Genomic DNA, 16,999 nt, shown 5'->3' with positions numbered 1-16,999 from the left:
CAATCATGCCTTCACCTGGCGCGCAACGGCACGATCCCAGTAGTGAATCACGCCAGGCGCTCAGTCTTCATGGCGCTTCAATGAAGCGACGATGACTTCTTCGTCGCACACCGGACGTGTGGCGGCGTCATCGCAGCCAACGTCTGCGGGGCGACGCGTTGCCGGCAGCGCTGCCGGCGCGTCCACGAAATGTCGGTCGAAGGCGCGCATCACGTGCGCCACGCCTTCCGGGCGCACGCTGCGCAGGTCCGGTGCCCAGTAGCGGTCGCCGGCCGCCGGCGAGGTGACGATCTCGTACGCGGGGAAGTAGTACACCTCGTCGTAGCGCCGCTCGGCTTCATCGGCCGCCACCCGCAGCACCGCCTTGCTGTAAGCGGTGGCGCTCAGCACGCTGCGTGCTTCGTAGGTGGCGATCAGCGGCACTGGCGACACGGTGAGGATGAAGCATGCACGTGGATTCAACGCGCGCGTCTTCTCGATCAGCGCAAACAGGGAAGCGCGCACCTCGTCGATCGAGAAGTTCACGAATTCATGGCGCGCGGAGTCGAAGCTGCCCGCCACCACCCCCGGCGCGACCGGATACACCGCCCCGTCGCGGCGGTTGCGCCAGGCTTCGGTCAGGCCCAGCGTGAAGACAAAAAAATCGGCCTGCTCGAACAGCGCTCGCACGGCCGTGAGATGCCGTTTTTGGTCGGTGAGCAGGGTCGCGACGTCTGCAAAGCCGCCCGGTTCCACGGTCGGCCGGAACGCGTCGTACCAGCGGCCGTCCTTCTCCCAGTACGGGTCGTCGTTGGGCGCGAAGTGCCCGAAGGCCCGATCGAACAACTGCTCGGCCTGGGCCGGCGTGTACACGTTGCCGTAGCGCGCGCTGAAGAGCCCGTACTGGCGTGCGGTGGCGAGGGCGGCATCCATACCCGGAGGTGCGGATTCGGTCATGTGATAGTTCAGCCCGCGCGCCACCAGGTGCTGCGAGATGTGCTGCGCGAAACAGCTGCCGAAGGACACGATGCGTTCGTGCGGCAGGATGCGCCGACTGCGCGACACTGGGTCCACCATGCCACGCGCCGGCATGGCAACGGAAGGCGTCCAGAACTGGCGGGCGGGCAGGGCGCGATAGGGGTTGTGCATGTAGGTGTTTTCCATTCAAGCGATTCGCCCTTCGCGCGCACCGAACGCCAGATAGTGCCGTTCGCCGCTGGGAAAGTCTCCGCGCCGCACCGCCTCCGCCACGTCGGGGTAACGCGCCAGGTATGCGTCCTCGTCGAAGCGCGCGTGCGCGGTCGGCATTCTGTCGTGCATCGCCGCCGCGAAACATGCAGTGTCACGGATCGCGTCCAGTCGGTCCGCGCGCGCGTAGTGCTCCAGCAGCAAGTCTTCCGGGCCTGCGGTCTGCGCAGCGTACTGCCCGTACCAGAACGCCGCGAAGGTCTCGACGCCCTGCAATCGTTGCTTGCCGCTGCGCCACACATACCCCGGGCTCGCCACGCCTAGCAGCGGCGCGAGTTCCGGGTAGACCGGGAAATTGTCGCCGGTGGCCAGCGTGTCGACGAGCCCGTGTGCCCGTTGATCGTCATAGGCCAGCCCGGCGCGGCGGGCCAGCAGCTTGCCAAGTTCGACGAACACGCCCGGCGTCGGATGGTTGATCGAATGCATGAAGAGGCCCTGCTGCTTCAGGCTCAGGTACAGCGCATCCGCCTCGTTCGCACGCCAGCCCAGCGCGACCAGGTCGCGGCGCATGATCGCGACGGCATCGTCCCAGGCATCCAGATAACCCACCGCTGCGAAGACCTCGGCGTCGAACAGCCGCGGCACGCGGTCCACGGGTACGCCGTGCCGGTAGGCCCACGCCACGATCGCCGAGTTGTACTCCGGCACGAGCAGCTTGCCGGTGCTGCGAGCGCGCACGTGACACAGGTCGGGATGAAAGCCCGCGAACCAGAAATACGGTGCCGGGACAACGCGTGTGTGTTGCACCAGGGCGCTGAACCCGGGCCAATCGCGCACCTGCGCATAGTTCGCCGGGAACCAGTAATCGACGGTGCGCAGGCGCTCGGCAAAGGCTTGACGCGCGGGCGGTGACAGCGACGCGTGCGCGGCGTCGGCCGCGACCTCGGCATCGGGCAACAGGGATTGCAGTGCGTGGGCCAGGCCGACGGCCTGGCAATAGCCGGTGACGAGAATGCGGGGCATGTGAAAGTGAGGGTCGGGCGACCCCATAGCTTATGTTGTGCGCGCGCTTCGGTGGGCGGTCGCGCCGCTCAGGCGAAAGTGTCCGCCACTGTGAATGCGACGCCTTCGGCGTCCTTCGGCGAGAGCAACGGCGCAGCCGTCAGCGGCCACGCCACGCCGATATCCGGATCGTCCCAGGCGATGCAGCGCTCGGCCGACGGTGCATACAGCGCGGTCGTCTTGTACAGAAACTCGGCGGTATCGCTAGTTACCACGAAGCCGTGCGCAAAGCCGGCCGGAATCCAAAGCTGTCGTTTGTTCTCGCCGGACAAGATCTCGCCGACCCACTTGCCGAAGGTCGGTGAGTTCCTGCGCAGATCCACCGCCACATCGAAGACCTCGCCTTGCACCACGCGCACCAGTTTGCCTTGCGCATTCGGCGGCAACTGATAATGCAGCCCGCGCAACACACCGCGCTGCGACTTCGAGTGGTTGTCCTGCACGAACTGCACATCCACGCCCGTGGCGGCCGCGAATTTTTCCGCGTTGAAGCTCTCGAAGAAAAAGCCCCGGTCGTCGCCGAACACCTTGGGTGTCAGCAAGACCACATCCGGAATCGCCAGTCGTTGTGCTTGCATCAGAACACCTGCTGCGTCAGCAGCCCTTGCAGATACGGCCCGTAGCCGTTCTTCATCAAAGGCGCAGCCAGGCGCTGCAGCTGTTCATCATCGATCCAGCCCTGACGGAAGCTGATCTCTTCCGGGCACGCGATCTTCAGGCCCTGCCGGCGTTCGATGGTGGCAATGAACTGGCCTGCTTCCAGCAAGGAATCGTGCGTGCCGGTATCGAACCACGCATAGCCGCGGCCCATGATTTCCACCGACAGCAGGTTGCGTTCGAGGTACATGCGGTTGATGTCGGTGATCTCGAGTTCACCGCGCGCGGAAGGCTTCAGCGACTTGGCAAAATCCACCACCTGCGGGTCATAGAAATACAAGCCCGTGACCGCGTAATGCGACTTCGGCTGCTTTGGTTTTTCCTCGATCGACAGCACGCGCCCATGGCGATCGAACTCCGCCACGCCATAACGTTCCGGGTCGTGCACGTGGTGCGCAAACACCCGCGCACCCTCGGCCCGGCAACTGGCGTCGCCAAGCAGATCGTGGAAGTCGTGGCCGTAGAAAATGTTGTCGCCCAGCACCAGTGCGCTGCACGAATCCCCGATGAACTGCTCGCCGATCAGGAAGGCCTGTGCCAAGCCGCCGGGGTCGGGCTGCACCGCGTATTCGATGCGCATGCCCCACTGCGAGCCGTCGCCCAGCAATTGCTCGAAACGGGGCGTGTCGAGTGGCGTGGATATGACCAACACCTCACGGATGCCTGCAAGCATCAGAGTCGCGAGCGGGTAATAAATCATCGGCTTGTCGTAAACGGGCAGGAGCTGCTTGGAGACGACTAGCGTAGCGGGGTGGAGACGGCTGCCGGCACCGCCGGCGAGAATGATGCCTTTACGGGAAGTTTGAGTACGTTGCATAGACGTCTATATAAAGGCTATTAATTTTAATTGTCGGCGTATTGCTTGTTTATCCACTGCCGATAGGCCCCACTCGTTACGTCAGCTACCCAAGCCTGATTGTCCAGATACCACTGTACGGTCTTCCTGATACCTGTATCAAAAGTCTCTGCGGGGCGCCAACCAATCTCACGCTCGATTTTGCTAGCATCTATAGCGTAGCGTCGATCGTGACCAGGGCGGTCTCGAACAAATGTGATCTGGTCCGCATAAGACCTTCCGTCCACCCTTGGCTTCTGATTGTCCAATATTCCACAAACCGCCGAAACAACCTCTAGGTTGGTTTTCTCGTTCCAGCCGCCAATGTTATAAACCTCACCAGGGGTGCCTTGTTCCAGAGTAGCTTGAATAGCAGCGCAGTGATCATCTACGTAAAGCCAATCTCGGATCTGATTGCCGTCCCCGTATATCGGAATTGACTTTCCTGTTAATGCATTGTTGATGCACAAAGGAATGAGTTTTTCTGGGAACTGACGCGCCCCATAGTTGTTTGAGCAGTTTGTTGTAATGGCTGGGAAGCCGTAGGTGTGAAAATAAGACCGCACGAGGTGGTCACTTGCAGCCTTTGTGGCAGCATAGGGGCTGTTAGGTGAATAGGCATGGCGTTCTGTAAATGGCGCATCATTTACATGCAGCGTTCCATAAACCTCATCTGTGGAGATATGAATAAACCGGAATTGATCTCTTTCTTGATTGTTTAGTGCTGTCCAGTAATCTTTAGCAGCGCTAAGAAGTTGAAAGGTACCTAGAACATTGGTATGCACAAAGTCTTGGGGGCCGGCAATAGAGCGGTCAACGTGAGACTCTGCTGCAAAGTTAATAATGGCTTTAGGCCGATAGCGAGTCAGCGTATCTCTTAAAAGTTGCGCATCTCGAATGTCGCCGTGAAGAAAGACGTGACGATTCGCCTCGTCAAGATCAGCAAGGTTGCGTAAGTTTCCCGCGTACGTTAATGCATCAATGTTTACCACGGAATCAGAAGTTTTTCTGATCAAATGGTGAACAAAGTTCGATCCTATAAATCCGGCTCCGCCGCTAATTAATATCATGACATTCTCAAAAGTTCTGGATGAAATTTTCTTTCATGAGTTTTTCGGGAAGAGTTTTTATATGGACACGGATGGGTAGGCAGCACGAGCGGAATCCAAAACTGACTGCAGCAGCTCTATTGGAATATACAACGCATCGCTATTCCAGACCCAGTCTTCAGGAACCTCGACTTGAGCGCCGAAGTACTTAAGCTTTTTCATGCTGCTGACCATTTTATAAATGTGCCTGTTGGATATCGGGGTAGGCGTAATTTCCACAACGAGGCAGCCCTGCTGGCAGAACCACAAGTTTGCTAAAGCTGCACCATGTTCAGCGACGATCACACGCGCATTTGAGAAAATAGAAATCTGTTGTTCTATTGTCAGTCGGCCAGCTTCGATTATCTCAAACCCGTTGAGACGGAAAAAATTATGAACTTCTTCTCGATTGATGAGATATCGAGCAACTCCCACCTCTCGCGAGATGTAAATTTTATCAATTGGCTTCTGAGTCAGTTCGCGAAACCTCAGTGACAGCTCTGCGGTCATTGGTATCATTGTCTGACTCACGCGTCTTCCTGAACCTTGCCCTACCGAAAATACAGAAATTTTATCTACTTTCTGAATAGGTTGTGGAGGCTCAAATAGAGCTTCATTAGGCAAGAAAGTACTGCATATTTTTAGATGTTGCGCTTTCTGAGCCTTTGACATGTGCTCCGAAAAATGCATTGTGATCTTTTTTGTCGGGCAAGCACCCGCGAAAGCTCCCAGATACAGCTTAGGAAGTACTTCGTGCAAAAATACGGAGTAATTAAAGGTTCCGTAAATGGATGCTGAAATAAACTCCCCCTTTAGGTGGGGGATTTCGTGATTTTGTTCAAGAACGTCCAAAATGTTTTCTGGAACATAATTTACATCCAACGAACCTTCCAGCGTTTCACTAATGACCAGGCCGTCGTTGCTAATAACCAAGCCGGTTTTTGTTAAGAAGGCGTCATAGAAGGTAGAACACAATATCGGACCAAGCTCTATGTGTTCTATTTTTCTTGCAGTATCTCCAAAGTCAGCCTGAAGATAATCGTGCGCAGGCACGACCAACTTTTCGCGAATAGTGTAGGTTTCAGTTGCCGCGTCTAGCGCTGACGAGGTTTTTAATTTCACTATTTTTCCTGTTGGTGCAGATCGGATGTGTTAAATTTTATGCTTATTGTACCTTAATGCTCGATATCGGAGAGTGTTGATCTATCATCCAGTCTCTAGTCATCTTTAGGCCGTTGTTCCAGTTTATTTTTGGGCGCCATGTCGTTTTATTTTGCATTAATGTAGTATCCACTATGCTTACGGGAACATCTAGTTTTCTGCTTGCATGGTAAATAATTTTAGATTTTGGGTTTATCATTTTTTTGATATCTTGCCAAACTTCAGATATAGACTTTCCTGTTCCGCTTCCGATGTTAAATATCCTGTCTTCGCCAGTGTGGGTTAATATTTCGGTAAATGCGTCGATAACGTCGGATATGTATATGTAATCACGCACGGCGGATCCGTCTCCCCATATGTTGATGGGTTGGTTTTGAAGTGCCGCGTGAATAAATGTGGCTACCACTCCTTGCTGTTTGAAAGGCGACTGTCCTGGGCCATACGGGTTCGTGATTCGTAGGATCCGATAGTCAAGCTCGTGGATGTGGCCAAAGAACGCCAAATAGTTTTCAATTGTGAGTTTTGAGACGCCGTATGCCGATATCGGATGCGCTTTAGCAGTCTCCGTTGTGGGTATTTGCGTGGCTGCTCCATAGACGGTTCCACCTGACGAAGCAAAGATAAATTTCTTAACCTTTGCTAGCTTGCAAGCTTCCAGAAGATGTATTGAAGGAACGACATTGGAAGTAATGTCGGACGCGGGGTTCAAAGTCGCACTTGCAGGGGTTGATGAGTTGAGCAAATGGAAAATGCAGTCTTGTCCTTCACAGGCTCGCGTAACCTCTTTTTCATTATCAAAAGATCCAAGGATCCACTTCGGTTTAATACCATCTTCAAAGTGGGGCCCGAAGGGCGTACGGCCAAAACCCGTCACTACTGCCCCCTTTGAAATAAGGCTTGCAACCAAATGAGAACCCAAAAAACCACCCGCACCTGTAACCAGGCACCGCATTCCAGATATATCTTGATTCATAAAATCACCATCCTTGAGCATGGCGATGTACCGTAGCCCAATCAAAATCATTCGATTCAACAATCGACGGCAGCATTCGTTCTATTGCATGAAGAATCGTGCCGTCGTATTTAAGCGGCTCAGGAGGTAATCCGTCGAGCAAGTTCTCAGCCATCCAAAGAGATTTTAGAGATTGTGCGCGAGCCCAAAACATCGTACCGATCGGAAATGTCGGATGCGTTTGAAGAGTCGGTTGAGGATGCAGTCTGGGTTTAATCATCTCGGCGAACGGCTTGTTTTTCGTCCATCCCACACTATGTCTATCTTCAGCGAAGATCATACCCAGTCGTGGATTTTTGGCGAACAAGCTCATTATTTTCCCGATGTTGGCCTCATCGCCAATTAACGTATTGAGCAGAAATTTTCGCCAGCGCTCGCCGGTATTTGATGCAATGGCCAGCGACTTTTTTCCATGAAAATGCCCGATGATTTCATATCTTCCTGAAAGAAAGTCAGCTTTGAACGTTGAGACGAACGGCAAGATGTCTCGCCCTTTGTTCTCGACTACGGTCACCGTTACTTCTCCGGCCGTGTATTCGCGGAAAGCATATTCCACCTCGATACGAGCCCGCCTCGAAGTAGTGCTAATGAAAATATCCGCAATAAGTTTAGTTTGTTTTATCAGCTCAAAGAATTCAGGGGCCAGTTCAGAATAATGAAGGTGAATATGAATGGCCTTGGTCAGCTCGTTAGCTTCGTTAGATCTCAGGCGCTCAAGGTCAATCGCAAGGTGCGTCGCGCGAACTCCGTGTGCGAGCAACCCAATCTCGGAGCTAGGTTTTATTGAGGCATGGTAGAGACGTTCATTAAACCCTGGTCTCGGATTTCGAGGCCACAGGCCATTTTTAGCTCTTGCTGCATATGACATCATCGAAATTTCAGCTTCGATGTCTGTCAGTTTTGCTGATTTTCCCTCGTAAAATCCTGCATCAAAAAGATTAGTCTGTTTGAGCGTTGTCAAGAGCTCGGTGCACATCTTGCGCTTTTTCTGCGCAATCCTAATGTACCCTTTTAGGTCAGAAATGTAGTCGTCAAACGAAAATCGATCTTTCAAAGAATTGTTTTTCCGTGCCACGGTGTATTTTGTTGGAGATGCCCAATTGGCAATCTCGATTGCTGCGGCACGGGTGTCCAAGAAACCAACCGTCGAGCCTTTGGCTTCGTCGCTTTCGAAAATTTCCGAGAGACCAGACGCTTGGTCAAAGCAAACAATAGGCTTATCATGCAGTATTGCGTCAATGGCCACATTCGGGAACGGATCAAGTCTTGACGAAAGGAAAAAGACGTCAGCGAGTTTCATTATTTCGTCAACTTGGCTTTGGTGCGGCATGAAAGTGAAGACGTCGTGCAGGTCTAATCGTGCAATCATGTCCTGAAGCCAGACGGAGTAAGCAGGATCAGTCTGTGGGTTATACCCGTCTCCAATCCAAACAAATTTGATAGGTCCGGGGTACATTTTTCGAACTTCGTGTGCAGTCTGAATAAATAAGTCCACACCCTTCCTCAGTTGTACGTAACCCGCTCCTAGCACAATGCGGACATCTTGGTTTGGATCTATATCCAAAAAAAGTCGAATTTCGGACCCACTCATGTCCGAGCTATCAATATATTTATTGTTTCGAGGAAGGTATCCTTGATGCCTTACGATAACATTCGTCGCTTTGGTGCCATAGAGATCGAGGATCTCTTCTTGGAGCGAGCGTTCTACGATCGGTGCAGGTACAACCACAATATCTGCGAATTCGACCATGCTCGTCATTTTTCCTTTAGGCAACGTGTATGTCGAAAATTCGTGTATCAACGCAACCGATGCTAGATTATTTTCAAGTATCGGGGCGGATAGGAATGCGCACTCTACCGAGTTCAAAATTACTGCGCATATATCAAATCTCTTGTTAAAGTATTCAAGGATTTCTCGGCCACTGCTTTCGTTTCCTGTGGCGATAAATGTGCTAATTTCTTTTAAATCCGGCGTGAGTTGCCCTCGCTTCCCGAGAAAGATGATTACGTTAAATTCTATTGAAAATTTCTTCGCAATATGAAGTCCGAGTATCGGGGCTCCCGTTTTGCTCGCTTCATGTATTGCAATAATTACTGTTTCTTTCGCTCCGTCATGGTTTTTTCCACCGGATTCAATAAAATTTTTGGGCTCAAAGTAGCCATTTCTACCTTCTTTTTTTCCGTGTACTGAGAAATGCTCGAATAAATCCCAGCCACTCTGAGAAACGTCGGGATATTTTTTTTTGTAATATGATGGCGAAAATTGAGCGCAGGGCTGCAGTCCTGTTATCGATCCGTGGAAAATCCAGTCGTCAAGCGGTTCAGCATTTGAACTGTGGGCTCGCTGCGCAATATAGTAGTGTTCATCAAACTGACCTGCGATTGCAGATTTACGCTTAGCGTAAGTGCCGGAGTTGTAAACTCGGCCTTGATGAAATCCAAATTTAACAAAGTGGAGTAGTGCGTGCAAACCTTTTCCGGCATCAATATATCGACTATATAATTTATAGTCAAAGTCTGGAATTACATCTTTAAAGCCTTCTTCGGCATTAAGGCGAGCTTCGTCTACGGAAACCGATTTTCTGTCATGTGAGACATGGAGTCTAGTGCCTCGATATAATGCAAAACCCTCGATTTCTTCGAGAATTTTTAAAGCTTGCTCTTTTGTTGCTATGTTTAGTTTATATTTTTCTTCTTCAATGTAATTTATTAATTTTGGTGCATCATTCTTGTTCGCTTGGGGGTTGAGCGCGGAGAAATATACGGGGTCAAATGTGGTGGATGGGCAAATCCCCAAGTTTTCACCGATTGTTATGTAATGAATGGCTAGGTCGTTTTTGTTAGTTGTCTCGAGCTGAGCCTCTTTTCGATAATGATCGGGAGAAAAGGCTGCGTTTTGCAATATGGTTTGAGCCCAGGTTTCAACTTGGCTCTCGGCTGTTATGTTTTGTGCTTTTGAGGTTTTTTTGCTTGAGTGCTGCATTGTTGGCGCTCGGGTTGATGTTCTGAGGTTTTCTAAAAAAGGAATTTGCTATTTTGAAAGAATTTTTAAGCGATTGGTGTTGTGAATTTTTTTTGAGGTCGTCTTTGTGGAATCTGCTGTAATCAAGGGCCATCGTTTTTCGATTATAGCGGTTCAGTCTTCCTGTTGATCTTTCGGTATGTCCATTGGCTGACGCCACGTGATTTTTGGGGAGTCGTGCCGGTGCGTAAGCCCCATTTTGTTGAGGCTGGAATAGAAGTGTCTTGGAGACTTTATTTTAACGAGAGTGCGTTATACGGACCGGCTGCCCAGCTTTTGGTTAGTCCTGCATGGTAATAATGGTCAATCATTTCGGGATTGGTCCATTTATTAATAAAGTGCGCTCGTTCTCGTGCTGCTCGTGCTGCCTTGTCTGGTGTATTTTCTTTCCCTCGACTTGCAGACTCCGCGTGTGTGAGAATCGCATGAGGAGTCCAAATGATAGTTAGTCCTTTCTTCCGTAGGCGAAGGCACAAGTCCACATCATTAAACGCCACGGGAAAACAAATGCCATTCAGGCCATTGATTGCTTCGTAGTCCTTTTTTCGTACCAAGAGGCATGCCGCCGTTACAGCGCTTTGGCGACGAACCAGCTGATTAATGCCAAGGTATCCAGGGTCGTCCGAATGCCAACTGTTTCCGGTGTGTGCTGCAAGACCTTCAATTCCCACCACTACACCACCGTGCTGCACCATCTTGTTGGGCCAAAGCAATTTTGCGCCGACCGCGCCCACATTGGGTCTATACAGCTGCACAACCATCTCTGATAGCCAGTCTTCGTGTAGAACTTCGATATCGTTGTTGACCAACCCGACAACTTCGCAACTTGCATGTGAAACCGCGTAGTTGTTTATGTTGGAATAATTGAACTCGCCAGGGTAGGGCAAGATTCGTACGCCGTGACTTTTGAGCGACTCCATGTACTGAAGCGTTTTGCTATCAGTAGAGTTGTTGTCGACGACAATGATTTCTACTCGGCCTGGGTATGTCGTCCGATTCAAGATGCCTTCGATGCATGCTTGCAGCAGGCGATGGTGGTCACGCGTTGGCACGATGAGAGACACGCTGGGCACCGCATGCGGCAATGACCATTTCACCCTTGTCATGCCCGGGTAGTGCGTAACCTCGCTTACTGACGCGGAACTATCCTGACGTTCGGCCAGTTCCTTCAGGGCCTGTAGGCACGCTGCGGATCGCACTCCGATGTCGTAAGGTTGGGCTGGCGCGCTGCTGCTCCGGTGGTACAGCACAGCAGGAACATGCTTGACGCTTGTTGCCTCATTTCTGTCGTGCAAAAGTGTCGCTTCTGCCGCAAGCACCGAAACGGTTTGCCAGTCCGGCAGGTCGAGAGCCGGGCGGCTGCTCAAGGTTTCGGCCAATTTTGGCGCGGACCAAATGCTGCCCGGCGTGACGATATCCACGCCGAAGAACAAGTCAGGATCCCAGCCTGGCTTCAACCACGGATTGGTTCGCTCGCCGTCTGTGCCGTCTTGATCGCAGTCACTGTATGCGAAGATGGTTTTCTGCTTGTCGAATGCCAGCGCCATCTTGTCGAGATAGCTTGGCGCCAGCCGGTCGCCTGCCATCATGCCTACGATCAGATCAGCGCCTTGTGCCGCCGCGCCTGAAATCGCTGAACGTAAATCACCTGCGTGATGGATGACCCAATCAAATGCTTGGCGCTGCGCAGCAATGCTGGCCATGCTGCGATCTAGTGCGGGTCCGGCATCGCCAGTAATTATCACTGCGGCGCGCAGGCCGCTCGTCGCTGCATTGGGGGCCGCCTGCTGGATCTCGCTTAACTTGAACCATTGAGGATACTGGCTGAATCCGATGGTCATGGGGTGCCGTGTTTCTTGCGCACGCATGAGCTCGGCAAGGATTTCCAGTTTTTTCCTGGAATGAACGTCATTTTTTGCCGATTCAGGCCATGAGTTCCGCAGCAGTCTGCTTAGTCCTTCTGCGTGGCAGCAGACGACTAAGGGGCTCCCCGGGAGGTTTGTTCCATCATCCGTTTCCAGATGGATCTCATGTCGCTTTCCATCCGCGAACTCGATCGGAAGCTCGATCTGGAAGCCGTGTTCGGCACTCTGCATCCATACCAATGCAGGGTGATGCCGATCAGCCAATGCGGTCATGAGCACTTGCTGGCCGTGTCTGACCTTCACGGTCAACTGTGTACCTGGCGATGTTGGGTCCCATAGCCAGCCGCTGATCACCAGACCGCCGTTGTACCAAATCTGTGATGCGCCCACCGCTGGTACGGCTACGTGGTCCTGACCGATTTGCACAGATGCACCCAGCATCATGTTCTGGTTTGCCACGCGTGCGCTGACGTTGCTTGCCTCGCGCAGTATCCGCTCTGGCAGCAAGAGGCTGAAGCCGTGCAAGGTGTCGCCAGTTCCATCCCCCGCCGTTTGCTGCTGGTTTGCCACGCACATGCCGTGTGGGTGCTCGTCGATCAATATTTCGACAATCACACGGGCGTCTGGGTTTTTGGTATCGATAGCCCATCCATGCGCAATGTTTCCGGCAATGCCGATCAATGCACCTGCGTAGCGAGAGGCTTCTGGCACCTCGGAAGCATCGGCGGAATGTGTTTTTGCATCAAGCATGGCCATGTCCTTCGTGACCGCCATTACGGTTTAGCACGCATGCAAACTCGGCAGCGCGTGCATGTGCCAGCGCATCGGCACGTGCGGGGGTGTCGCTACGCAGCACGACACCAGTGGCTTCAAGCATCGTTTGGTTTGGAACGCCGCGCGGCAACAACAGGTGTATATCTGATTGATCTGCGGCAAGTTTGCGGGCTGTCAGCAGCCATTCATTGACAGCCGCTGGGTCGAGGCCGCTATCAATAAGCCAAGCGGCTGATGTGTTGGGATCCGACCAGTCTGGCGCCTTGTACATCGCCGTTGGGGCATCTGTATCTGCCTGCAGTCCGAGCTCAGTTATGAGCGCGCGCAGTGCTGGCGTCATTGTCTGCCCGGGCGCAAGCTTGGTTTGCAAGTGGCCAAAACTTGATATGTCATCGCGTAGTTGCCGGGCTTCGACAGGAAGCCGATATCTGCGGCACATAGGCAAGGGGGCGATCGAGGCCTTCAATAAGGCCCACCATTTTCCGTGCCTGAACTCTCGCGTGAGTTGAAGTGTCTTATCGGACAGTGCGGTGTTCACCTTGCCGGGCAGGTTGATATCGGTGTTTCCGGCGTTATGCACCAAGTAGAGCACCGGTGCCAACAGGCCCTTGCCAAGGGCCTCGCGCACAAGCGGTACTCGCATTGCTTGCAAGCGCTGACGGGCTGGCTCCACCGGATCCATCAGCGTGAACCGTACATACGCCTGCTCCGCCCACGGATACCGCTGTTCAATAATCCGCAGATTCTGCTTCACGCGTGCACGCTTCTCGGCACCGAACGACACCTCGCCCTTATGTGCCACGAACAGGTTCGGGGCACCCACATGCCGGAAGCCGGCCGCCGTTGCGCGCAGGCACCAGTCGGTCTCTTCGCCATAGCCACGCGCCATGTGGATTTCATCCAGTAGGCCGATTGCGGCCATGGCCTTGCGTCGCACGTAGAGGCAGAAGCCGTTGCCCACATCCAGGGGAACCGGCGGTGCCTTGGTCGCGGCGGCGAGTGTGTCGAGTGTCTTCAATTCCTTTGCATCAGGCATCGGATGCGAGGTCGACGGCTCGGGAAAACTCATCAGCTCGCCGTTGTTGGAGAACGGCGTGACCGAGGCGATATCCGACGCGCTGTACGCCGCTTGGCGCAGTCGATCAACCCAGTTGCCGTGCACCAGCGTGTCGGCATTGAGCCAGATCACGTCGCGCTCGGGGTGCATGACCATGCCCCGATTCATGCCTCGGATAAAACCCAGGTTCGCGGGATGGCGCACCAGGGTGATGTCACCGGCCTGGGCCAGCGCAATCAGCGCTGCAACCAAGGCCGGTTCGGGGCTGGCGTCTTCCAGCACGATGATCTCGTGTTTGACGCCGTTCGATTTGCGCGCCGCCAGCACGCTCTGGATGCAGGAGAGCGTTTCCGCTTCACCGCGATACACGGGAATCAGCACATCGACGGGTTGTTTGCGCGGATCGGTCTTCGATGGTGCGGGGTTCACGACCGGTGCCAGCGGCACCAGCGGGCTGCCACACAGCATGCGACCGTCAGGGGCATGGACTGCCAGTCGATAGGCGCCGGCAGGGATTTTCAAGCGAAGGCCGCCGTGTGTGCCCGACAGGCCGGCTGCCCGCAGCAAGGGGCTGGCTTGGTCGGCGGGCAGCGCCAGCCTTCGGTCCATCGCCAGGCATTCCACCTGCACGACCGCATCCGGATGCGCGGGGTCAATCACCCAGCCATGCAGTTCACTGGCGATCGGGTCGTAGGCGACGACGCCGATCGGGCCGGGCGGCAGCATCGGCAGCACGGCCGCCAATTCACTGCCGTCGGTGATGTCGGGTAAAGCTTTAAATAATTGCTGTTGCAGGGCTTCCCGCGACTGCATGCGCGCACGACTTCGCCACGCCGCGATGCGGATCGCGGGCGACAAGGGGTCGACATACAAGGCATTTTCAGTCAGTTGGTGGGCCAGTTCGGGCTCACCGGCGAGCTCGGCTGCACGTGCCTGCAGCAGATGCAGCTCGGCATTTTTCGGCATGGCGATGACCGCGCTGTTGAACAGGCGATATGCGCGATGCGGATCGGTGTTCAGTACCTGCGTGCCTTCCCAGATGTGCGCTTCGGCAGCGGTCGTGGGATTGCAGCTGGCGATACGCAGCAGCTTGGCGGCCTCATCGTGGCGGCCTGCGTCGGTGTGTGCGCGTATCGCGGAAAAAATCGTTTGGCCTGGTGTGTAGCGGTGCATCGATAGGCCACGCGAGTGTGAAACTGTCTTCTTTAAGAAAGCGTGGAGGCCCGGAGGCCTCCACGCATTCCCATACTGCCCACCGGTGTGGGCAGTATGGGGCTCAAGTCTCAATCCTTGCGGATCAGACCAAGCCGTCGACGATCTTGATGTGAGCGTCGGTGCCCGTGGTGGCTTCCGCCGAGCCAACGATGCCGACCGCAACTTCTGCGCGCGACACGTTGTTGTTCAGGGCGTCGACCCAGAACTTCACGCCTTCGGCATCGGCAGCACCCGCGTCCGTGCGTTGCAGGCCTTGCGTGTACAGCAGCGACACGAACTGCTCGTTGCTGAGGTTGGCGTGTGCAGTCTGGAACTCGGTGGAGTTCAGGAATGCGGTTGCAATCGTCTCGAGCGAGGTGCCCTTGGCCTGGGCGTCGACCCAGAACTTGGCGCCGCTGCTTTCGGCGTTGCGGCCCAGCAGACCGTCGTACAGGCGAACCACGGTTGCGCTGGCTGCATCGCCCACGATCGCGATCGACTTGTTGTCAGCCAGGGAACCGCCCACCGTGTTCGAGAATTCGATGAAGTTCACGTCCTTGGCGGTGATGGTGGTGTCGGCAACGCCCGCACCGGCCTTGCTCTTGAGCACCAGTGCGCCGTCGACGATGGTCACGTCGTAGTCGTCGGCCGAGCCCTTGGCCACGACGATGTCGAAGCCTGCACCGGTGTTGACGGTCGTCGTGCCGGTACCTGCCTCGATGCGGTCATTGCCGCCCGTGGTGGTGAAGGTATCGGTCTTGTTGTTGCCCACGATGGTGGTGTCGTGGTCGCCGTTGACCACGAAGGTGTTCTCACCCGAACCACCCACGATCACGCGATCGATGGTGTTGAAGTTGGCAGAGATGTTTTCGGTGGTGTCGAAGACCCAGGTCTTCACCGAACCCAGAAGGTCGGCCGGCAGATCGAGCACGGTCGTGCCGTCCGACCCGGGCAGAATGGTGGGCGACACGATCAGCACCTGAGCCGGCGCATCGCCAGCGGTGGCCGGAGTCAAACCGTCCCAGGTCTTGACGTTGACCGTGCCGTCGGTGCCAATCAGTTCCAGGATTTTCGACTTGGTTTCAGTCGATAAATCCGATCCGTTGATGTTGTTCTGAAACTCTTCCTGCGTAAGGTCTTGGTCGTACTGTGCCAATTTCTTTCCTTCGAATTAAGTGTTCGCCTGGCGGGACCAGGCAGGCGGTTGCGTGGCAAGGCGGTCGCTTTGAGCAGCCAGGCCCGGGGAGCGGGCAGCGTGGGGGCTTGGCTTGGCGACGATGCGCGGGCGCAACGCGATTAAGGGCTCGCGTCCGGTAGGGCCGGCGAGTGCGAGTCCTGGCTGAAGGGCTTGCGGAGGTTGACCCGAGAATGCCACTTGGCCGGACAGTTCGTACTCGTCGGCGCGTGGGCCGGCAAGTATGAAAGAGATGCTGTAGATCGGTTGCTGCTGGTTGCGTGTGCCCAGGTAGCTGCCTGAACGCGTGGCGGGCAGCTGACCCAGGTCGCGTGTACGACCGGTGTAGATGAGTTCCACGCCGCTGGGCTGGTCGGCCCAGGTGATGGCAAAACCTTCCAGCGCGTGTTGGCCTTCCGGATTGCCCAACCAGTCGTTGGCATTGCTGGCAGCCATGACCGCGCCGCGGCCTTGCACCGAGCCAGACAGCACAAGCTTTTCTGGCTGGGGGCCGGCGACTGCCGGGCGGGCTTGCGCAGCGTTGGTGGTGCTGGCGTCGCGGACGATATTGGCCGAGGTGTCGATCCGGTCCAGTCGCAAGTCGACCAAACTGGTGGCGCTGGCCGATCTGTATTCGGTAACCAGGATGCCCGCTGTGGCGGACTTGACCCGCGCAATCAGGCAGTCGCCCAGACGCGCAAGGGTGTTGCGGGATACGCCTTCACCTGGAAAGAAGTCGACTTGGCCTTTGCCGACAGGCGAGGGCTGAAGGGTAAGTAGCACGACTTCGTCGCCGTTCAATTGCGTGGCGTATCGAAAGATGTGCAGCCCGGGCTCGAGCGCAACGATCCTCGATGTGATCCGGAATTGATCTAACTGGCTCATGGTGGTCTACGTGGCAGAAGATATGAGCCAAGGCGACCCGTAACTG

At 55.0% G+C, this 16,999-nt stretch carries 12 protein-coding genes; all 12 read right to left on the bottom strand.

From position 1 onward, the window contains the following. Positions 1–60 precede the first annotated feature (60 nt). A complete protein-coding gene (locus FXN63_RS23075) occupies positions 61–1,143 on the bottom strand; it encodes a GSCFA domain-containing protein (protein ID WP_222863959.1) in 1,083 nt (360 codons plus the stop codon). After that, positions 1,144–2,190: a WcbI family polysaccharide biosynthesis putative acetyltransferase gene (locus tag FXN63_RS23070; protein WP_148817866.1), complete on the bottom strand. Its 1,047-nt coding sequence runs from the start codon at positions 2,188–2,190 to the stop codon at positions 1,144–1,146. A 68-nt stretch (positions 2,191–2,258) separates the two neighbouring features. Next, the gene (gene rfbC / locus FXN63_RS23065; RefSeq protein WP_148817865.1) at positions 2,259–2,807 is read right to left on the bottom strand and encodes a dTDP-4-dehydrorhamnose 3,5-epimerase; all 549 of its coding nucleotides are present in this window, start codon (positions 2,805–2,807) and stop codon (positions 2,259–2,261) included. After that, positions 2,807–3,703, bottom strand: a complete 897-nt coding sequence (gene rfbA, locus FXN63_RS23060) for a glucose-1-phosphate thymidylyltransferase RfbA (protein ID WP_148817864.1) — start codon at positions 3,701–3,703, stop codon at positions 2,807–2,809. Before rfbA ends, rfbC begins: the two co-directional genes overlap by 1 nt. 26 nt (positions 3,704–3,729) lie before the next feature. Further along, positions 3,730–4,791 carry a dTDP-glucose 4,6-dehydratase gene (rfbB, locus tag FXN63_RS23055; protein ID WP_148817863.1) on the bottom strand — a complete coding sequence of 354 codons (1,062 nt, stop codon included), beginning with the start codon at positions 4,789–4,791 and terminating at the stop codon, positions 3,730–3,732. Between the two features lie 57 nt (positions 4,792–4,848). Continuing rightward, entirely contained in the window at positions 4,849–5,931 is a 1,083-nt protein-coding gene (locus tag FXN63_RS23050; RefSeq protein WP_187394999.1) for a glycosyltransferase family 61 protein, read from the bottom strand. Positions 5,932–5,974: 43 nt separating this feature from the next. Then, positions 5,975–6,964, bottom strand: coding sequence for an NAD-dependent epimerase/dehydratase family protein (locus FXN63_RS23045; protein WP_187394998.1), 990 nt, complete (start codon positions 6,962–6,964; stop codon positions 5,975–5,977). Then, positions 6,948–9,965: a rhamnan synthesis F family protein gene (locus FXN63_RS23040; RefSeq protein WP_148817860.1), complete on the bottom strand. Its 3,018-nt coding sequence runs from the start codon at positions 9,963–9,965 to the stop codon at positions 6,948–6,950. Before FXN63_RS23040 ends, FXN63_RS23045 begins: the two co-directional genes overlap by 17 nt. Before the next feature lie 272 nt (positions 9,966–10,237). Next, entirely contained in the window at positions 10,238–12,619 is a 2,382-nt protein-coding gene (locus FXN63_RS23035; RefSeq protein WP_187394997.1) for a glycosyltransferase family 2 protein, read from the bottom strand. Continuing rightward, a complete protein-coding gene (locus tag FXN63_RS23030; protein WP_148817858.1) occupies positions 12,612–14,987 on the bottom strand; it encodes a glycosyltransferase family 2 protein in 2,376 nt (791 codons plus the stop codon). Before FXN63_RS23030 ends, FXN63_RS23035 begins: the two co-directional genes overlap by 8 nt. 10 nt (positions 14,988–14,997) lie before the next feature. Then, the gene (locus FXN63_RS23025; protein ID WP_148817857.1) at positions 14,998–16,050 is read right to left on the bottom strand and encodes a DUF4214 domain-containing protein; all 1,053 of its coding nucleotides are present in this window, start codon (positions 16,048–16,050) and stop codon (positions 14,998–15,000) included. 15 nt (positions 16,051–16,065) lie between these two features. Continuing rightward, positions 16,066–16,851, bottom strand: coding sequence for a hypothetical protein (locus FXN63_RS23020; RefSeq protein WP_148817856.1), 786 nt, complete (start codon positions 16,849–16,851; stop codon positions 16,066–16,068). Positions 16,852–16,999: the final 148 nt, after the last annotated feature.

The organism is Pigmentiphaga aceris (assembly GCF_008119665.1).
In the GTDB taxonomy this organism is placed as follows: Bacteria; Pseudomonadota; Gammaproteobacteria; order Burkholderiales; family Burkholderiaceae_B; genus Pigmentiphaga; species Pigmentiphaga aceris.
Note: the sequence above shows the minus strand (reverse complement) of the source record. Positions and strands in the feature narration are given on the sequence as shown.

Excerpts from the sequence above, each read along its gene's own strand:
- FXN63_RS23075 (WP_222863959.1), bottom strand. The coding sequence starts at position 1,143 with ATGGAAAACACCTACATGCACAACCCCTATCGCGCCCTGCCCGCCCGC.
- FXN63_RS23070 (WP_148817866.1), bottom strand. The coding sequence starts at position 2,190 with ATGCCCCGCATTCTCGTCACCGGCTATTGCCAGGCCGTCGGCCTGGCC.
- rfbC (WP_148817865.1), bottom strand. The coding sequence starts at position 2,807 with ATGCAAGCACAACGACTGGCGATTCCGGATGTGGTCTTGCTGACACCC.
- rfbA (WP_148817864.1), bottom strand. The coding sequence starts at position 3,703 with ATGCAACGTACTCAAACTTCCCGTAAAGGCATCATTCTCGCCGGCGGT.
- rfbB (WP_148817863.1), bottom strand. The coding sequence starts at position 4,791 with ATGATATTAATTAGCGGCGGAGCCGGATTTATAGGATCGAACTTTGTT.
- FXN63_RS23045 (WP_187394998.1), bottom strand. The coding sequence starts at position 6,964 with ATGCTCAAGGATGGTGATTTTATGAATCAAGATATATCTGGAATGCGG.
- FXN63_RS23040 (WP_148817860.1), bottom strand. The coding sequence starts at position 9,965 with ATGCAGCACTCAAGCAAAAAAACCTCAAAAGCACAAAACATAACAGCC.
- FXN63_RS23035 (WP_187394997.1), bottom strand. The coding sequence starts at position 12,619 with ATGCTTGATGCAAAAACACATTCCGCCGATGCTTCCGAGGTGCCAGAA.